General features: G+C 62.7%; 16 protein-coding genes. 4 read left to right on the top strand and 12 right to left on the bottom strand.

Translation table 11 applies throughout. From position 1 onward, the window contains the following. Positions 1 to 27: 27 nt before the first annotated feature. The 7 genes from RA25_RS04550 to RA25_RS22075 form a co-directional block, all read right to left on the bottom strand. Positions 28 to 1,203, bottom strand: a complete 1,176-nt coding sequence (locus RA25_RS04550; protein ID WP_039170520.1) for a GNAT family N-acetyltransferase — start codon at positions 1,201 to 1,203, stop codon at positions 28 to 30. After that, a complete protein-coding gene (locus RA25_RS04545; protein ID WP_019298172.1) occupies positions 1,196 to 2,359 on the bottom strand; it encodes a glycosyltransferase family 2 protein in 1,164 nt (387 codons plus the stop codon). The genes RA25_RS04550 and RA25_RS04545 overlap by 8 nt, the downstream gene beginning before the upstream one ends. After that, entirely contained in the window at positions 2,356 to 3,579 is a 1,224-nt protein-coding gene (locus tag RA25_RS04540) for a glycosyltransferase family 4 protein (RefSeq protein ID WP_039170519.1), read from the bottom strand. The genes RA25_RS04545 and RA25_RS04540 overlap by 4 nt, the downstream gene beginning before the upstream one ends. Position 3,580: 1 nt before the next feature. Beyond that, positions 3,581 to 5,023, bottom strand: coding sequence for an O-antigen ligase family protein (locus RA25_RS04535; protein ID WP_039170518.1), 1,443 nt, complete (start codon positions 5,021 to 5,023; stop codon positions 3,581 to 3,583). Beyond that, positions 4,999 to 6,231: a polysaccharide deacetylase family protein gene (locus RA25_RS22080; protein WP_152612160.1), complete on the bottom strand. Its 1,233-nt coding sequence runs from the start codon at positions 6,229 to 6,231 to the stop codon at positions 4,999 to 5,001. Before RA25_RS22080 ends, RA25_RS04535 begins: the two co-directional genes overlap by 25 nt. A gap of 70 nt (positions 6,232 to 6,301) precedes the next feature. After that, positions 6,302 to 7,768, bottom strand: a complete 1,467-nt coding sequence (locus tag RA25_RS04525; protein ID WP_039170517.1) for a hypothetical protein — start codon at positions 7,766 to 7,768, stop codon at positions 6,302 to 6,304. Between the two features lie 85 nt (positions 7,769 to 7,853). Further along, a complete protein-coding gene (locus RA25_RS22075; RefSeq protein ID WP_199275839.1) occupies positions 7,854 to 8,876 on the bottom strand; it encodes a sugar transferase in 1,023 nt (340 codons plus the stop codon). Between the two features lie 552 nt (positions 8,877 to 9,428). Here RA25_RS22075 and RA25_RS04515 point away from each other — a divergent pair. Next, positions 9,429 to 10,994, top strand: a complete 1,566-nt coding sequence (locus RA25_RS04515; RefSeq protein WP_039150907.1) for a lipid II flippase MurJ — start codon at positions 9,429 to 9,431, stop codon at positions 10,992 to 10,994. Next, on the top strand, positions 10,991 to 12,088 hold the full coding sequence (locus RA25_RS04510; RefSeq protein WP_039170516.1) for a DegT/DnrJ/EryC1/StrS family aminotransferase: 1,098 nt from the start codon (positions 10,991 to 10,993) through the stop codon (positions 12,086 to 12,088). The genes RA25_RS04515 and RA25_RS04510 overlap by 4 nt, the downstream gene beginning before the upstream one ends. Before the next feature lie 7 nt (positions 12,089 to 12,095). Here RA25_RS04510 and RA25_RS04505 read toward each other — a convergent pair whose 3' ends face one another. Further along, complete coding sequence (locus RA25_RS04505) at positions 12,096 to 12,830, bottom strand: hypothetical protein (protein ID WP_039150912.1); 735 nt, start codon at positions 12,828 to 12,830, stop codon at positions 12,096 to 12,098. Between the two features lie 118 nt (positions 12,831 to 12,948). Between RA25_RS04505 and RA25_RS04500 the strand changes: the two genes are divergently transcribed. Next, complete coding sequence (locus RA25_RS04500; protein WP_039170515.1) at positions 12,949 to 14,112, top strand: glycosyltransferase; 1,164 nt, start codon at positions 12,949 to 12,951, stop codon at positions 14,110 to 14,112. A gap of 48 nt (positions 14,113 to 14,160) precedes the next feature. On the opposite strand, the gene RA25_RS04495 is transcribed toward RA25_RS04500, so the two are convergent. Continuing rightward, on the bottom strand, positions 14,161 to 15,390 hold the full coding sequence (locus RA25_RS04495) for a polysaccharide biosynthesis/export family protein (protein WP_039170514.1): 1,230 nt from the start codon (positions 15,388 to 15,390) through the stop codon (positions 14,161 to 14,163). A 27-nt stretch (positions 15,391 to 15,417) separates the two neighbouring features. Continuing rightward, positions 15,418 to 16,548, bottom strand: a complete 1,131-nt coding sequence (locus RA25_RS04490; RefSeq protein ID WP_039170513.1) for a GNAT family N-acetyltransferase — start codon at positions 16,546 to 16,548, stop codon at positions 15,418 to 15,420. A gap of 321 nt (positions 16,549 to 16,869) precedes the next feature. Here RA25_RS04490 and RA25_RS04485 point away from each other — a divergent pair, with 321 nt between their 5' ends. Beyond that, positions 16,870 to 17,118 carry a calcium-binding protein gene (locus tag RA25_RS04485; RefSeq protein WP_019298184.1) on the top strand — a complete coding sequence of 83 codons (249 nt, stop codon included), beginning with the start codon at positions 16,870 to 16,872 and terminating at the stop codon, positions 17,116 to 17,118. A gap of 117 nt (positions 17,119 to 17,235) precedes the next feature. Here the strand turns inward: RA25_RS04485 and RA25_RS04480 are convergent, their stop codons facing one another. Both RA25_RS04480 and RA25_RS22950 read right to left on the bottom strand, forming a co-directional pair. Beyond that, positions 17,236 to 17,460 (bottom strand): hypothetical protein, encoded by a 225-nt coding sequence (locus tag RA25_RS04480; RefSeq protein WP_039170512.1) that lies wholly within the window; start codon positions 17,458 to 17,460, stop codon positions 17,236 to 17,238. Next, on the bottom strand, positions 17,457 to 17,630 hold the full coding sequence (locus RA25_RS22950) for a hypothetical protein (protein WP_019298186.1): 174 nt from the start codon (positions 17,628 to 17,630) through the stop codon (positions 17,457 to 17,459). Before RA25_RS22950 ends, RA25_RS04480 begins: the two co-directional genes overlap by 4 nt.

Here is a 17,630-nt window from a genome sequence, read left to right as displayed (position 1 = left end):
TTTCAAAGCTAAGGCGCTGCAGCATGATCAGGTCCTTCCCTTGCCACCAGCAAGGATGTCGGCCCGCCGTGGTTTGCGGTTTGGCAGCAGACCGCGCACCCCTGTCAGTTCCCGCAATGCATCCTCAAGCTTCAGCAGCCAATAGGCCGGGCTGCCCCGCCGTACCCCCCGAAGGCGCCGGACCTGATAGGATCCGGTTTCGAATTCACGCAGGTAGTGCGTCCTGCGGCCGAATTCAAAGCGTACAGGCCGCCCCTGGCTGATCACCTCCCGCAGGCTTCGGTACATGACGCTGCGGCCTGGCGACAACTCGGAGAACTCCTCGTCAAACTCCGAGAACAGGCCATACCAGGTGTCTTGGCAGCGGACCGCGCAAAAAGAAGCAATGTCCTTCTCCCCGGCCCGCAACAGGATCAGGCTGCCGCAGCCTCGTGCGGCCAAGCGGCGCCACAGTTCATGCAGGAAAGTGCTGCCCCCTTGCAGAGCAGCCAATCCGGTTCCTGATGTTTGCTTCCAGCTGCGTTGCGACAACACGAGCATCCTTTGCACTGGCGCGGTGTCCTGCGACTGAAAAACTTCCAATTCCGCCTTGGCCTCTTGCAGCAGCCTGTCGCTGATGCGGACTTTCTTGCGGAATGAGCGGCTGCGGGTTTCACAGTAACTGTCCCAATCGGTGAGGTTCTCTGCGATTGAGCTTCCCTGGGCGCGATCCTGCCACAGCTCCAGCCCTCCAATACGCAGGCATCGGGTGGCAAACACGTCACGGGTGCAGACGCGGAACAGTGCCAGTTCAATGCCGGCCCGCGGCGCAGACTTGCATACGGCTTCCAGCAGCGCCCTCAGCGTTTCACGGCTGGTGGCGAGAAATTCGAAAAAGCCCGCGTAGTGGCACAGCCAGCCGGTCAGCACCCGCGGCCGGAAGAAGGGCAGCAGCTTGCTGAACCGTTTCCGGATCAGGCACATGGGTGCGGCCGCGACCATTTGGCTGGCCTGCCAAATAGTGATGACCCGCAACTCGCCCGGCGAGCCAAATCCTGCGTACTGCGCCGCCAGCCAATCAAAGGAAGAAAACAAGCGCCCGCGGCAGCGTTCGTGCATGCGGCGCCATTCCGGCTCCAGAACGGCCAGGTCTTCCCAGCGGTTCAGGATGCGGGTTTGCAGCGGTTCCAGCGCTGCGCATCGCAGGGCCGCGCCATCACTCATCTGCCACCCTCCGCGCCGGAGCCCAGCGCACACTGTGCACCCCGGCCATCGCCCGCAGAATGCCAAACCCCATTGCGGCATGGCCCAGCACAAAGAAGCGGCAAAGCCCTGACCCAGGCAACCGGGCCAACAACGGCCACAGCAGCGATCCGGCTGCGACGCCGTAGATAACCATCTGCATCAGCAAGACCGCAGTATAAATTCCGCCATGTGCCGTTGCAGCCGCGAGGCTCAGCACCAGCAGCAGCGGCAACAGGAAGGCCACGATCCGCCGCAGACCCTTGTGCAAAAGCAACTGCAGTGCATAGAGCCCGTATTTGCCAGGGTTCATAAGACGGCGCATCCGCATCAGGCCGCGCCAGCCTCGTTCCGTGGAACGCACCCGCCGCATAAACTCCTCCCCGGTGCGGCTTGTGACCGCCTCCTGCGCGACCGCCCGCGGCTCAAACACAAGGCGCCGGTGCTGCGCAGGGGCCTGTACTGAGATGAAAAAGTCATCTGCAACATCGCCAGGCACCCGCTCAGGCACCAGTTTCCGCCGCATAGCGTAGAGCGTACCCTGAGCCGACACCGCACCGCCCAAACGGCTCTCTGCTGCTTTGAGGGCCGAGTCATACACCCAGAACAGGCGTTCTGCCCGCGCCAGCCAACCGCCGCGGCCCTTGCGGTGTTTTGGCCGCAGGCGGCCGCAGACACCGCCTGTGTCCGGCCGTGAAAATGGCGCCAGAAGATGCCGCAAGGCGTCAGGTGACAGCATGCTGTTGGCGTCGGAGAAAACCACCACATCCGCGTCGATCCGGGCCAGCCCCGCGGTCAGCGCTTGCGCTTTGCCGCCATGCTCCGGCGTCTGAAAGGCACGGATGCGGGGGCTGCCCAGCGACAGCGCCTGCTGCAGCGTCGCGTCCTCAGAACCATCGGAGACCACCAGCACATCCACCCTGTGCGGGCCGCAGTCCTGCGCCAGGACGGTCTCCAGCTTGGCCCGGATCGCGGCTTCTTCGTTGCGGGCCGCAATCAGCACCGTGGCCTTCAGCGGCTGTTCTGGCGGCAGCGGCGCCCGGCGCCCGAACACCGCGGCCAGCAGGCACCAAAGCAGCCCGTAGCCCGCTAATGAGAAGCAAATCATCCCAGCGCAGACCCAGAACAGCAGAGTCATTCCGCTGCCCTCCCCAAGGCCGAAGCTGAATAGGCGCGGAATAGATCGAACTGGCGGCGCGCATTGACCGCCAGCGAAAATTCCTCCTCCACCAGCCGCCGCCCTTGGCAGGCAATGGCGTAGGCCGCCACGGGATCTGCCTGCACGTCTTCCAGCGCCCGGACCAATTCGTCAACGGAGCCCGGTTCGATCAGGAAACCTGTCCTGCCCGGGCGGATCAGTTCCGGGATGCCGGACACATTGGTGGAGATCACCGGCCGCTGGAACGCGAGCCCCTCAATCGCCACGTTGGGGATACCTTCAGTGCGCCCGGAGGGCCCGATCACCGAAGGCACCGCGATCACATTGGCGCTTTGATAGAGCTTGCCAACTTTGGAAAAGTCCTGCTTTCCAAGGAACGCAACCCGCTCACCCAGGCCTAGTTCCGCCGCCAATGCCTCTAGCTGCGCACGCTCCGGCCCATCGCCTGCCAGCGAGCAGCGCCAGTCCGGCACCTCCATCGCAGCCAGCGCGCGCAGCAGCAAGTCCACGCCTTTCCGTATTTGCAAGGAGCCTACATAGAGCACGTGAAACGGCCCGTCCTGCGGTGGTGGGCCAAGCTGCGGGATCGTCTCCACATCGACGCTGGAGTGGATCACCTGAATTTCCCCCGCGCACAGGCCGCGGACATGTTCCGCCAGAAAATCCCGTCCGTAATTGCTGATGGTGCGGACAAAGGCGGCCTCGCCCAGCTTCTCCGCCAGCAACCGCTGGGTACGGAAAATGTCATGGGCGCGGCAGCTCACGGAATAGGGGATGCCTGTCAGCCGGTGGATCACCCACGCCGCGGTCGCCGGATGGCCTGCGAACTCTGCATGCACATGATCGGCGCCCCAGTCTGCCAGTTCCCGGGCTATTGCGCTGGCGGCAACAGACACCACGGCGGACTTCCCGGCCAGAACCGGCTTGCGGCCCTGTTGCGTGCCGATCACTGCCGGGGGCCCCGCCATATTGCCCAGCTGTGCCGTAAAGCTGGCCAGGGTAGCCGGGCTGATCAGCCCGACGTGACGGGCAATGGCGCGGGTTGGCTGCGCAAACTCATGCAACACTTCGGAGGTGTTATAGGGCGACAGATGGTACAGCCGGACCTCAGCCCCGAACTCCAGAAACTTCAGCACATCCCTCAAGATGAAGGTTTCAGTGAATTTCGGATATTCCGTAACGATAACTGCCAGCCGCATGTCAGTTTCCCCCACCCCCGTTGCCCGCCTGGCCTGTGCCGGCTGTCCCGGTGCCTCCCCCAAGGCATAGCGTCCGGGCCGCCACACAGAGTGCGGGCAGGATCCACATAAACTTAGTGTCTTCATTGGGCATGAACAGCGATGCGATCAAAAAGGCTGCAAAGCCGTAGGCCAACGCCTTGGCAAAAACCGACAAGCCTGGCACCGCGGCGCGCGCGGCCTGAACCGCCGATCTCATGGCGGTCAGCATCACCCCCATAAACAGCGCCAGGCCGATTAATCCAAGCTCTGCCGCAACTTCCAAATAGCTATTGTGCAGCTGCCGCGGTCCCGGCTCCCGGCCCGGATACCAGCGGAAATCATCCCCGGCATAGAAATGCGGGTAATTGCCGGGGCCGACGCCGAAAACCGGGTTCTCCCACAGCAGCTCCAACCCGATCAGGTTATAGGAAAACCGCCGCAGCAAGGTCCGGTCAGACCCCTGCTCAAAGATCGTACCCATACGCTCCCAATAGACCTCAGGCACAAACGGCAGCGCCGAGGCAAGGGCGGCGGCAAGGCATATCAGCATCAGCGGGAACAGCCGGCGGGTCCGGTTCTGCCACATGTAAGTCAGCGCGATCAGCATCAGGGCAATCGCCGCCGACCGGGCCAGCGTCAGCACCAGCGCAGCCATGCCCACCAGCACCACCGCGCCGCTGAACCACCTGTAAGGTTTGTGTTCGAAGAACAGAACCGCAGCAATCACAACGGTGCAGAGCAGCATATGCGCCGCAGTAGTTGGATTGTAATTGGAAGCGCCGGCGCTGCGGGCCTGGCCCTCGAACTGGGCGGTGGTGGCAGCAGCTTCGGTTGCCACCAGCCGCACGCCCAGCATACTTTCTGCCAGCACGAATAAACCCGATACCAGCCCGGTCCCGACCAGCACCCAGACCATGGCGCGCAACCGTCCCGGTGTGTCAGCCAGGGCAACAATCAGGAAGAACAGCACAATCACGCTGGCAAAGCCAATGACATGCTCTTTGCCGGCTGCGCGGAACTCGCAGGTTAAAAACGAAATGCAGAGCCAGATCAGGAACAATACAACCAGAGACTTGGTCCGGCTGGGCGGTCCCAAGCGCAGCGGACGCGGCTTGCGGTAGCTTTGAATCAGCATCCCTCCTACGGCTGCGACGCTGAGCAATTTGAACGCCGACAGCGGCAGAGCCTTGGACAGGAGGCCCGCCAGAGCATCGAGATGGGAAAAGACGACCAGCAGCAGCGCCGCAGCATAGGGGTTCAGAGTGAGTATTCCGCCGGCGGCGAGGCCGGGCACCAGCATCAGGCCCTTCTTTGGGGACTCGGCGGCATAGGCGACCAGCAGCAGCGCCAGAAAGCCAAGCCCGCCTGCCAGCAGCAGATATCCGGTCAACCGCCAGATCATGCCGCGGGTGCGCCCTGGCATTGCCGGCTGCGTTGCCGTCGCGCATTCACGCGCCTATGCAAGGCCTTGCTCACCCCCGCAGCCAGGATCACCAGATACCAGTATGCGTTGCCCTGAAAGCAGCGCACCGTTGCGTGGAAATGCCAGGTGTCAATCCAGGCACTTTCAAACCCAGCGGCGTTTTCCCCCGCATGCACCCGGCTGATCACCGCCGGATCCTCCCCCGCCCGGTTGCTTCCCTGTCCGGCCGTGGTCGCCCAATAGCCCTCCTGCGCGGCAATGCGGCGGGCGAGGCTGGAGGTGCGGTTCTGGGGCCAGCAGAACAGTTCGGGTGCTTTGCCAAGCCGGGCCTTGAACTCTGTCCGGCAGCGGGCCAGTTCGGCCCGAACCCGGGCGCCGTATTCCGCCGCCGTCTCCTGCTGCCCGCCTGTAAATGCCGGCGCCGCCAGAGCCGCATCGCTTTCAGGAATCGCCGTCCCTGCCGGGACCGCAGGCGGTTCCTCCGGCAGATACCAGTCGTGCTTGCTGCCGCGCATGGCCGCCCATTGCATCCAGGCGTGACGTTTCCAGTTTTCACGGGTGAGCCGCCCCACTGATCGCGGACCGACTGGCACCCGGATATGATCCACACCGTGCGGCTGCACGTCAAAGACCTTGTCCGGGCCAGCTCTGTCCAGGGCCCGGATCTCGCCCCAGCTGAGATACCCATCCCAGCGCGCCGGGCTGCTGGTATCGTCCAGGGATTGCGGTTCGGGGCGGTCGGGTGCCGCGAATTCCAGTGAGACAAACAGGGTCGCCTGCATGCGGTGGCGGCGCAGGATCGGCGCGGCGGCAACCCAATTGTCCAGATATCCGTCGTCAAAATGCAAAAGCACCGTGCCGGAGGGAACGGGCTTGCAAGCGCGGCGGCGGCGAATGAACTCCGCCGTGTTCATTACAGTGCAACCCATCTTCCGAAGCTGCGCAAGTTGCCGGTCCAGGGTTTCGGGCCTGACCGATGTCTCTGCCGCCCAGGGCAGCCAGGACGCATCCGCGCTGACGCTGTGCCAGGTAAGGCACGGCACGCCCCCGCGCCGCCGCATCCAGCCATCGGCGACCCACAGCCAGCCTCCCAAGGCTGCCGCCCCGCTCCATCCCGGCACATCTGCTGCGGAAAAAATGCCCGCGGCCAGCAGCGCCCAGGCAATCAGAATGAGAGTAACGCCGCCGCCCCAGAGAATAAGCGCCAAGCGCCGCTCTGACTTGCGGCGGCCGCCAGCCAACGATGTGTTGCGCTGTAGCACCCCCGGTCACCTCCTGTCAGCCTTTCAAGAAGACCCCAAAAATGTTCTCCACCCCCTGCGCCTGCAGACGGGCCGTCAGGCCTTGCAGTGCTTCCTCTGCCACGGCGCCGGGACGGATGCCGACCACCACCCAGTTGAATCCTCCGGCATTGCCCATTGAGAAGCTTTCATCAGCGCCGCCGAGATCAGTTACTTTGACACCGTTTACACGTGCTGCCCCGGCACGCCCGTCCAGCAACCGCCCAAGGTGAACAACCGACTCGCTGGTGTCGCTGGGCACGGCCCGAAGGGTTGCTGTACCTCCCTGAACCCCGACCTTGCCGGCCAGGGTTTCCAGGTGCGCCTCCCTCTGCTTTTGGCGGCCTTTGAGCCGGCGCAGGGCAACCTCGATCACTGCAGTCAGCCGGCGGCTTTCCTTGTCACTGCCAAGAGCAGTCACCGCCCCCTGCCAGGGAATGGCGTTGCATTGCATGTTCATTTTCTTGGCGAGTTCCGCCAGTTTTGCCCGGTTGGGGCGATGCAGCGGCATTGTTCCCAGGACACGAGGCCCGAACAACTGCCGCAGGTCCGCATCGGTTTTGACGGTGTTGGAGAATGTATCTGCGCAAATGACCAGAAAGGCCGATGCCATCACCCAGCCGGCTATGGCAAAGACAGTGTTGACGATCACCCGCGGAAAGGCCGGGTAGACTGGCGCAATTGCAGGATCAATGACGCGCAACGCGGCAAAATTGTTGGCACGCGCCAGCCGCAACGCGTTGATCTGATCCTCCAATTCGGAAAAATTGCCGTTGCCTTTGGCAATTTCCTGGCTCAGCACTTCCTCCATCTGCCGAGAGGCAGTTTCAGCCTGGGCGCGGGCATATGCTACATATTCGTCGGCCAGGAAGTTGGCGGCGGCGGCGGCCAGCTCTGGCTTGTTCCAAAACACCTTAATCTTCAGGATGTAGGTCCCTTCGATCATGTCGACTTTTATGGAATCCTGCAAAGACAGCACTGCGTCGGTGTAGGGGTCAAGCTGCACGTGCCGCCCCGAATTCAGGATGTTGTAGATCCTGCGGGCACTGCGCCGGAAGCTGGTGAAACGCTCCGCCACCTGCTGTTTGAGACGCGCCGGTTGCGGCTCTGCTCCAACAGGCCCGGCGGCTTCCTCATCTGCGGGCTTTTCAGGCGATGGACCTGCGGAAAGCTCCGCCGCCATACGGTCCACGGTCTTGGCTGCAATTTCACGGCTTAACAGATACTCGATATGAGTTTGGGCGAGCAGGTTTGCCGGGTTGATCGTGGTTGACCGGACGAAATTCTGGCTGAACGCCAGTTCCGTTTTCGTCGGCAGCAAGGAAACCTTGGCTGATGCCACGTAGGCTGGCGAGACATAGAGAAAAAAGGTGCTGATTGTGGCCGTGCCGCCGACCAGAATTACAAAGGCAAAGGCAACCAGCCCCCAGTAATAGCGCAACAGCTGGCGGTAATGGGCAATCATGGCCGGCCTCCCCTGAGATCCGCCTGCGGCCCGAAGTGCTGTTCTGATAAGCGGGCGGCGGCCCGCTGCTGCCGCCTGCCTAAGGTCATGACGAAATCACCGACGATTGCAATAAGTAGCGCTCAACAAAATGCCTGGCTCCCCTGGTTGTGGTGGAGTAGGTCGCATAGTTGGCAAATCCGCTGCGGCCGATACCAACAGGTTCGCAATGTTCGATTTTCGCCCGCACCTTCAGGCGGCATATGCGGCCGGACTTGCGGGTGCGCACCAGCATCACGAAATGCTCGCCCGCGGGAAAAGGGCGGGTTGAAACAAATTGCACAACCTCATCCGAAATACCGCAAATCGCTCCGACATGAGTGCTGTTGCCTGCCGACAGCTCAACCTTGCTGTCTGGCGGGCAATTGAAGCCAGCCCGCAGCCATTTGTGCGCGGCAAGCGGACGGAACTGGTCCGCGATCCCTGACAATGCGAGACGGGCTGATTTTGCCAGCACGCAAAAGCCGACATAAGCCAGAAAGCCGAAAGCAGCACGGTAGCGGATTGGCGTACGGCAGCACATGCGGTTGAACCGGGCCCGCAGATGCTTGGGGGTTTCGTGGGTCATCAGCGCCTGCGCAAAGCCGACCAGCCCCGGGCGGATGCGGAAGCGTTCCTCGTAGGCGGGTGCTTCTTCACGATAAAGGTCTTCAATTTCCGGGCGTATCGGCCGCGGGCCGACAAACACCATGTCACCGCGCAGAATGTTGATCAGTTGCGGCAGCTCATCCAGCCGCGAGCGGCGCAGATAAATGCCAATTTTTGTCTCCGTCATGGACCGGCGCGGCAGTGTCTGGTCGCGGGTCACCGTGCCGGCGTTGAAGCTCAGAGTGCGGAACTTCAGGATCTTGAATTCCTTGCGGTCCTTCCCAAGACGGCGGCCGGCATAGAACACAGGACCGCGCACCAGCAGTTTCTGCATCACGATGATCAGCAGCATGAGCGGACTGACAAGCGGCAGCAGCAGCAGCGCCAGCCCGCGGTTGATCACCGCATCCAGAAGCGGACTGGAAGGCATGTAGCCGGTACGCAGCTCGGCACCGCTCAGCAACCCCCTGGTTTTCGCCACCGGGGCGGATGCAAGTGCCGGTGCAGAGACAACGCCGGCCACACCTGCATCCTCTGCCGCCCCGGCGGCACGCCTTCGCTGCGGCTTAGGCTTGGTCCTGCGTTTTGCAACACTTGCCCTTTTTGCAGAAACGCTAATCTGGCCATCAATACGAGTTGCAGCGCCGCCCCCAACGGGCGGGCCGCGAAAGAAAACCCGGTTCATTGTATACCCCCATACAATTCCCAGTATTTGAGATAGTTCCGCAGGCCCGTTCACCAACCCCACAAAATAAAGGCCGGCGAAATCTGCGATGTCCCCTGTATCCGATGCAACGGAACGAGGCGATTCGTGTCAATTGACCAACCGGCATACGCCGAAGGGCTTACTGAACCGCAGACCTCTGCTTTTAAAACAAAATTGCTGACACACGCGATGTAACTTCAGGCCGTTTGGCTGCGGGTTCCGTTGCGGAAGAACATAAATGTTCAGCTAAGAGATGGCCGTTCCCCGGAATGAAACTAAGCTGAAGTAACGGGGGGAATTTTATTTGGTTCCAGGAAAGTGCCGCTGATGAAGCAGCGGGGGACACTGCAAAACATTATCTCTGTCACTTTCTGGAAAACCGCCGGAATGGGGCTGAGCCTCGTTGTCGCCTTGGCGATTGCAAATCTATTTGGCGCCGGGCTTGCTACGGACGCCTTTTTCTTTGCCCGGCGCCTGGTTTCAAATATTGCCGCAGGACTGGAACGCGCATTTCATCTGCTGCAGGTTCCGCCGCTGGTGCAGCTGGCGGAAACCAAAGGACTGGCCATACTGAAAGCACATCTGCGTAAGCGGCTTTGGCAAGTGTTCGTGGCCGCGTCAGTCTTCAGCGCAGCCGCCTTTGTTCTGTCGGAGGATATCATAACCTTTCTGGCTCCGGGGTTTTCGGAGGAACAGCGCCAGACGGCCGAAACCTATCTCCGGGTGCTGCTGGCAGTGCTGCCGCTCTCCGCCGCAACTGCGCTTGCAGGAGCAACTCTGAATGCGCTCAGGCTATTCAGGATGCCGGTGATTGCCCGGCTGATGCCGCGTCTGTTTGCGGCCGCGGCACTCGCACTGGTGCCTGTCTTCGCTTTTGGCCTGGGTGCCGTCGCAGCTGCCATTGCCGCAGGCACCGTGGCGATGGCGGGCATCTTTGCTCTTGGTCTGCGGCATGCGTTGTCCCGCACCTGGGAGCCGGTAAAATCTCCCAACTTGCAACCGCCCTATTCCCGGCGGCGCATCTGGGCGATGCTGCTGACGCAGTTTCATATGATTGGCGCGGGCTGGATTGACCTGGCCATGGCATCGCTGACCGGAGAAGGCGGCGTCGCCACGCTGGAATTTGCCCAGCGGATGACCAGCATGGCGCCCGGAGTGGTTACGAGCAGTGTGGTTATCGTCTATTACACCGAGTTCGCAAGCCATTTGGCTCAGGACAACCGCGACGCCTTCCGGACCAGCGTGCAGGACGCCCTGCGCGCCACCTTGCTGTTTGTGATGCCGGCCGCCGTGGCGATCTTCATGCTGAACAAGCCGCTGGTTTCAGTGCTGCTCGGTCACGGTGCATTTGAACCCTGGGCGGTTGCGCAAACGGCGGGCATAATTGCCTTGCTTGCTCCGCTGCTGGTGGTCAATGCAACACTGGGGACGCTGACATCGGCTCTGTTTGCAAACCCTGCGCTGCCGCATGTCAGGATCATCGCAACGTCGATCACCGCAGCTTTGGCGCTCCGCATTGTTCTCAACTGGCTGTTTCTCCCGGTTTTTGGCGTTCTGACAGTGCCAGCGGCCTCGCTTGCTTCGATGACCTTGCTGATGGCGCTGTTGTACTTCTGGCTGAGCCGCACGTTCGGCTCTCTGCTGCGGCTTCAGGAGCTGCGGCCCTTTGCTGCCATGGCGCTTGCGGCCGCAGCCGCGGCCATCGCAGTCAGGCTTGTGCAAGCCGCAGCCGGGCCCGGCATGACCAACCGGGGTGAGGAGATCCTGGTGATTGCGCTTTGTGTGCTCTGCGGCGGGGTGGCCTATGTTGGTGCTGCGACGCTTCTGCATGTACCGGAAACAGCGCGGATCCGCACGCTGCTGCGCAAGGCAGTGCGCGGGGGGGCGGCATGAAGCCGTCAAAGTATATCCAAAAGTCGCCTCCGTTGCCGCTGCGGCTGCACCGCAAAGCCCTGCCGTTTCCCTTTGACAGCCCGCAAACGCATCTTACCCGCAACGGGCGCTTTGCAATCCGCGAGGGCTTGCGCGCCCTTGGGCTGCCGCAAGGTGCCAAGGTGCTACTACCAGCCTGGCATTGCGGCTCGGAAACAGACGCGGTCCTCGCTGCCGGGATGCAAGTCGGCCTCTACAGGCTGCATCAGGACCTGTCAGCCGACTTGGACGACATCCGGCGCCAGCTGGACGGCGGAAGTATCGCGGCCATTTATGCCATACACTACTTCGGCTTCCCGCAGCCCGTCGAAGAGATGCAAGCACTTGCAAAGCAATATGGCACGGCAGTGATCGAGGACGCAGCCCTGGCGCTTTTCTCCCGCACTGCCGCGGATATTCCATTGGGCTGCCAGGGCGATATGTCCGTGTTCAGCCTGGTGAAAACCCTGCCGCTGCCGGATGGCGGCGCTTTGTGGCTGCGCCATCCGCAGCCACAAGCGTTGGAGCGGCTGTCTGCCGCCCCCTTGCGGCCTGCACTGGCCGGGCTGAAAGGCGTCTTGCGGCGCAGTTTCGGCAAGCCCCGTCCTGCCTTGCCGGCAGTGCCAGTCCCGCAGCGGCAATTGGAGGCGTGGCATCCGCGGGCGGGGATAGCTCCTGCGGACATGCGCGGGCGGATATCCCCCTTGTCCCGGCTGCTGCTGCGAATGCCAGAGGCCACGGACATCACCTCGGCCCACCGCGCAAATTTTCTGGTATTGCAGCAAGGTGTCCCGCGGCGCAGCCGCATGCGGCCGCTGATGCCAAACCTGCCCGCTGGCGCCTGCCCGGCCTTTTTCCCGCTGTTCACCCCAGACGCCGACCGGGTGCATGCTGCACTGCAGGCAGAGGGTATTCAGTCTGTGCGCTTCTGGCGGCAGTTCCATCCCGCAGTGGACCTATCCGGCCATCCCGAAGCGCAGCAACTGAAGCGGTCGGTGCTGCGGCTGCCGGTGCATTCGGGGCTGCGGCTGCAGGAACTGCAGCGGATCTGCGAGGCACTGCACAGGACTGTCTGACTTGCGGTCAAAGCTGGCAGAAGCTGACATCATCCAGCAGCATTTCCACTGCTTGCGGGTTCGAATTGGCGGTCAGCCCAACCTGAAATCGGTCGGCCTGCTCCTGCACTGCGACGTCCATATGGCGGGAAACGATCTCCTGCGTCAGCAGCGTGGTGCCGCGAACATCGCTCACCCTTTCACCGTCCAGCATCACAATAGAGCGGCCTTGCTCGCCTGTGCCCAGGGTCACTTGCCAAGACACCTCGTGCCAGCCCCCGGCCGCAACCATATGCGGTGCGGTTGGCAGAAACGCCTGTTTGATGCCGATCTTGGAGCGATCCACCCGCAACATACCGCGGCGCAGATACAGCCGTACACCGGGATTGGTCTCCAGCCCGCAGGACGCGCATTCCAGGTCCATCAGGATCAGGCTGTTGAGCGGTGTGCCCAACGGGAAATAGAACCTTGCCTGCATCAGGATCACGCTGCCGGCCTGCAGCGGTTCAAACCGGTGGATATAGTCTGCCTTGCCCACCTTGCCCTTCTGTTTGGGTCCTGCTGTCAGCCGCGCCACCTGGTTTCCCGGCTGCACCGGATCATTTACCAGAACTGCAGTGCCGCGCTGCAACTGCACATGAGCGAAGCCGCCATGCTCCCCGCCGCTGCCAAAGCTCCAATACCGGCCCTCGGACGGGCACACATCCTGCGCACTGCTGCCGCCCGCCGCCAGAGCAGCAGCAATAGTCAGGACAGGAAACACGCTCCTGCGCAGGCGGCACTTGAGCAATCGCATGGCGGACCTACTCTCAGTTGAACACAAACTAAGGATATAGGGCTCTTTTCCGGTTTGCCCGGAAACTGCCCTGGTGGGACAGGACATGAATGCCATTCAGCCGCAGACCCTCACCTTTGCCCTGCCGCATCTGAAAGCAGGCGGAATCGAAATGGTTGTGAAAGCGCTGCTGTGCAACCTAGACCGCAGCCGCTGGGCACCGGTCCTGATACTAAACCGCGCCGAAGGGGAGCTTCTGGCGCAATTGCCCCCCGACGTGCCGGTGCTGAATTGCGGCGGTAGGGGGCTGCTGCAGAGGTCCCGGGCATTGGCGCGGCTGCTGAGGAAACATCCCGCCGCAGTCTTATACTCCGGCACCAATGCCATGAATCTTTCGGCTGTCCTGGCGGTCTCCCTGCTGCCGCCGCACCTGCAGCCAAAGCTGGTGATTTCCGAGCACACGACAGCGGAAACCTATCTCGCCACAGCACGGCACCCCTTGCTGCGGAAATTGCTGATCCGCGCGCTCTATCCGCGGGCGGATCACCTGGCGGTGCCGCTGCACGCAATCGGCGAAGGATGGCAGGTCGCGCTCAACTTACCCAGGCCGCCGCTGGCCTGCCTGCCAAACCCTGTTCTGAACGAAGCCGATCTGGACCGGCTGCGACGCGACCCTCCGGCCCGCGTGCCGGGGAGGATCGTGGCTGCCGGGCGGCTGATACCGGACAAGGGGCATGACGTGCTGATCCGGGCCTTTGCCGAGGTGCGGCGGGGCACGCCCGGCGCTAAGCTGTTGATCTACGGTACCGGACCGCAGCATCCCAGTCTGAAGACACTCACACAGGACTTGGGCGTGGCGGATCATGTGCATCTGATGGGGTATTCATCGGATCTGCTTCGCGATTTTGCCCGCGCAGAGCTGGCCGTGCTGCCGTCCTTGCGCGAAGGTTTCGGAAATGTCGCGGTCGAGGCCTTGGCTGCAGGCACACCGCTGGTGGCGAGCCGCTGCCTGGGCCCCGAAGCAATCCTCCAGGGTGGCAAGCTGGGCGTGCTGGTGCCTCCGGGTGACGCAGGCGCGCTTGCAAATGCAATCCTCAAGGAGATGCAATCCCGGCCGGACGCAGAAATACTGGCCCGCGGGCAAGAGGCCGCTATTAAATACAAAATACCTTCTGCAGTAGCCGCGTTTGACAGCTTCGCCAGCGGGATTCTAAGAGCGGATGGAGCCGTGCCTTTGCAGCCAGCCCGCAAGGCCGCGGACACCCGGTAGCTTCGAGACAGCATTTGATGCGGGAACAGCGCTTCCGCACTCGCAGCTTCAGCCTGGCTCCAGCTCTGCAAACCCGCCGCGGCGCACCTCCACCAGGTCGCCTGGCAGGACCTGAGTGTTCAATGCGGCTGGCAGAACCTGTTCGCCCTGCCCGGTATTTCGGCGGATGCGGTATTCCGGCGGCAGCAGCGGTCCGGTGGCGGGCACTTGCCCCAGCGCGGCAGACAGCGCCCGGATCAGCTCGCGCGAGGCGGTGACCTCCGCTTCTTCATTTCGGATGGACGCCATGACCGTTGCCAGCTCTGCGGTGATTTGCTGCGCCCGCACCCGGCGGGCATCCTCGACCGAGGAAAGCAGGTTAATTTCCGTCTGCCGTGCGCGGGCCTCATAACTGGCCGAGAGCATCAGCTCGATGTTCTCGTCGTTGTAGATTGACCGCAGCTGGCGCACCCGCTCGGTGCTGGTCAACCCGCGGTCAAGCAGGCTTTCCAGATCTTTCAGGGCTTTGGCACTGGCTTCGATCTGCTCGCGCAGAATTGTCTGCTGGCTGGACAAGGCGCTCGCTTCCTGGGCGGCCAGGTCCGCCTGGATCTGGACAGAAGCCGCCCGCACCTGGTCGCGTTCCGCCCGGGCCCGCAGGATCGCAATCTGCTCAGCAATCAGAGAATCCGCTTCCGGCCCGGCCAGGGCAGAGAAGGCGGCGTCCGGCTCCAGGGACACCACACCAGAGCTTTCGGCCAGCAGCCGCAACCGCTGCGCATGCAGGTCCACCATGGCGGATTGGCGCACGGCTATCTTGGAGCGTTCATCGGCGATCCGGATATCCAGCTGGCTGGAGGCCGCTTCGCTTTCGCGCGGAAATAACCCCCCGGACACTGCTAGAATGCGCCCGACCGTAAGGCCCTCGCGGTAAGCAACTTCGCCGGGTGTCACGACATCGCCAAGGGCATAAACCGGGCGCCAGCGGCTCACGCTGACGGCAACTGAGGCCGGCAGGCCGGTACGCTCGCTCAGCAGCGCTTCCAGGCTGGCTTCCAGTGCGGCCGGTGTTTGCCCCGCTGCGGGCACTTCGCCGACCACATGCAGGGACAGCCTGCCGTCGGGGCGGACCCTGTAGTCCCGGGTGAGGTCTTCGCGGTTCAGAACGGAGATATTTACCTCGTCCCCCGGCCCCAGCACCGGCGTTTGCGCAGCTGCGGTAATGGCGGCCAGACAGACCAATAGGACTGCCCCCGCCAAGCGGGCCTGCAGTCTTGTGATGAATGTGCGGCGGGCCATATGCGGTCCCTCCTTTTACCAGTTTGGTCAGCCCACGAAGGCGGACCGCTTTCGGGTACGCAGCTGCTTCATCTTGCGCGCTTTTTTTCCAACCGGGCGCAGAAGATCCTGGGCTGTCAGCATCAGGTCAGCCACGCCGTACCGGCGGCAGACGCGCAGCCGGTGGAAGGTTTCAAATTCATCCGCCAGACGGTCGAGGAACGGTGTTGAGCGCAGCGTGTTCGAGCTTTTGCAGCCTCGCGCGATAGCAGCCTCGACCCCCCTCCAGGCCATGATCCGTCCGGGTGAAATCTTGCTGTATGACTCGTCGAAATCCAGGATCAGCCCGTAGGAGGTGCCACCAGCCTCCACACACAGGCTGCTGGCGGCCGGACGGCCCTCGATGGTCAGAAGGTGCACAGCCATGGTGCCGCTGGCCGACATCCGCCGCCAAAGTTCCTGAAAGAAGTCACGGGTGCGCCTGCTGGAGCCGATGTCGGTGCCGAGCCGGGCTTTCCAAGTCCGTGCTGACAGGCTCAGTGCAGCACCCAGAATGCGGTCGGAAGCATCGCCAGGACTGTCAGCAGTCAGCATCTCATGTTCCCGCAGCTTCAGCGCCCTGTGGCCTGCCCGCAGTGAACTGCGGAACTTCCTGCTGCGCCGGGCCAGACAAGCATCCAGGCCGTCATCATGGCGGCAGACAGCCGCCCGAATTTCCTGACGCTGACGGCGGCGCAGACCGCCCTTGCCAGATGCTTCGCTGAACCGGCTGAGCGCCGGTGTTGTCCGCACAGGTGTCAGATCCGCGAAATCACACTCCTTTGCCGCCAGCATTTCCTCCAGCAGCGCACCAGCATCCGCCTCCTGCCCAGGTGCGGCCAGAATGTCGTGAAACCCTGCACGGTCGCTGCACAGCATCATCAGCTTGCGCACCTGCGGCCCGCCTTGCCACAGCGGCACGCGTTTCACGCCCATAGGCAGTGCCGCTGTCAGCTGGCCATCACGCCAGACACAGCCAATCCGCGGTGCCGCCCCCTCGCCAAAGGCCCCGGCCCAGGACAAAATCCAGTCCATTGACGAAAACGGACCGCCGCCCGACGCGGCATGCAGCTCCGCCCAGGCAGGCTGCAGCGCGGCCAGTGCACCAAGATCCGTTATGATTTCCGTCTTTGCAGTCAAAACACCCGCCCGCCAGAACACTTCTATGCAACCTAGATGGCATTCGGTGCTTGTCCACGCAGGCTTGTGAAATAGCCGCAGCCGTTGGAACTGGCAGATAACCGCAAGAAACGGCCAGCGCGTTAGGCGGAGAAAGGATCAGGAGGTTCCCGGGGCGGCAAAGCGCCGGGCGGACCAGGCAGTTCCGGCATACAGGTGCCGGAAACGGCCACCTTGCACCAAGAGGATAGAAGCAGGCTCTGCATCGGCCTAGCACTTGCCTATGGCACGCGGAATACCGTGGCCTCAGGAAGATCAATGCAATTAGTTGGAGTGTCTCACATGAAAAAACTCGCACTGACCGCCACCGCCCTTGCTGCTTTGGCCGCTTCGCCGCTGGCGGCGATGGATTCCATCACTGAGGCCGATACCGACGGCAATGGCACCTATTCGCTGGAAGAGCTGCAGGCGGCGTTTCCCGACCTGACAGAGGAAACCTTTGCGACCATCGACGCCAATGCCGACGGCGAGGCGGATCTGGCTGAGGTGAAGGCAGCGGAGGAGGCCGGCCTGCTGGCAGCGGCTGGCTGACCCCGCGGCAAGGCGGCTCCCCCCTCAAAACCAGCCGCCTTGCCACTTGCGGTTCCCCCTGATGTTAAATGGTGCAAGGCCCTGCTCGGCAGGGCCTTTTTACGCGTCCATGAAGGATTAGCTGCCGTCGGCCTGCCGCTTCAGCCGCTCGATATGGCGGGCAAAAATGTAAGTTGCCGGCAAGCCGAGCAGCAGTCCCCAAGCCACTGACTCATACGGGGTCAGCACCTGCCAGCCGATCCAGCTGGCAATCAGCGATGCAAAGAAGATGTTGACGGCCGCCGCCCCCGCCCCGAATGGGTAAAGCGCTGCCAGCAGCCGCCAGGAGGGCTGCGGTGTCATCGCCGACTCACCAGGTATTGGACGAACCCCAAGCTGACGATCAGGGCGATGGACCCCATCAGAAACCAGAACTCCGCGGTTTCGGTCTGCGGCTGCGGGATCGGCCGTTCAAAACTGGTGGCAAATACGCTGGACGGGGCCAGCAAGGCCAGAGCGAGGATACGTTTCAT

Source organism: Leisingera sp. ANG-S5 (assembly GCF_000813925.1).
GTDB lineage: Bacteria > Pseudomonadota > Alphaproteobacteria > Rhodobacterales > Rhodobacteraceae > Leisingera.
The sequence above is the reverse complement of the archived record's forward strand: the minus strand, read 5'-3'. Positions and strand labels throughout refer to the sequence as shown.

Bases quoted from the DNA above. Each gene is read 5' to 3' on its own strand.
- RA25_RS04510 (WP_039170516.1), top strand. From the start codon at position 10,991: ATGAAGCCGTCAAAGTATATCCAAAAGTCGCCTCCGTTGCCGCTGCGG.
- RA25_RS04500 (WP_039170515.1), top strand. From the start codon at position 12,949: ATGAATGCCATTCAGCCGCAGACCCTCACCTTTGCCCTGCCGCATCTG.
- RA25_RS04515 (WP_039150907.1), top strand. From the start codon at position 9,429: ATGAAGCAGCGGGGGACACTGCAAAACATTATCTCTGTCACTTTCTGG.
- RA25_RS04550 (WP_039170520.1), bottom strand. From the start codon at position 1,203: ATGAGTGATGGCGCGGCCCTGCGATGCGCAGCGCTGGAACCGCTGCAA.
- RA25_RS04540 (WP_039170519.1), bottom strand. From the start codon at position 3,579: ATGCGGCTGGCAGTTATCGTTACGGAATATCCGAAATTCACTGAAACC.
- RA25_RS04525 (WP_039170517.1), bottom strand. From the start codon at position 7,768: ATGATTGCCCATTACCGCCAGCTGTTGCGCTATTACTGGGGGCTGGTT.
- RA25_RS04485 (WP_019298184.1), top strand. From the start codon at position 16,870: ATGAAAAAACTCGCACTGACCGCCACCGCCCTTGCTGCTTTGGCCGCT.
- RA25_RS04535 (WP_039170518.1), bottom strand. From the start codon at position 5,023: ATGCCAGGGCGCACCCGCGGCATGATCTGGCGGTTGACCGGATATCTG.
- RA25_RS04545 (WP_019298172.1), bottom strand. From the start codon at position 2,359: ATGACTCTGCTGTTCTGGGTCTGCGCTGGGATGATTTGCTTCTCATTA.
- RA25_RS04495 (WP_039170514.1), bottom strand. From the start codon at position 15,390: ATGGCCCGCCGCACATTCATCACAAGACTGCAGGCCCGCTTGGCGGGG.
- RA25_RS04480 (WP_039170512.1), bottom strand. From the start codon at position 17,460: ATGACACCGCAGCCCTCCTGGCGGCTGCTGGCAGCGCTTTACCCATTC.
- RA25_RS22950 (WP_019298186.1), bottom strand. From the start codon at position 17,630: ATGAAACGTATCCTCGCTCTGGCCTTGCTGGCCCCGTCCAGCGTATTT.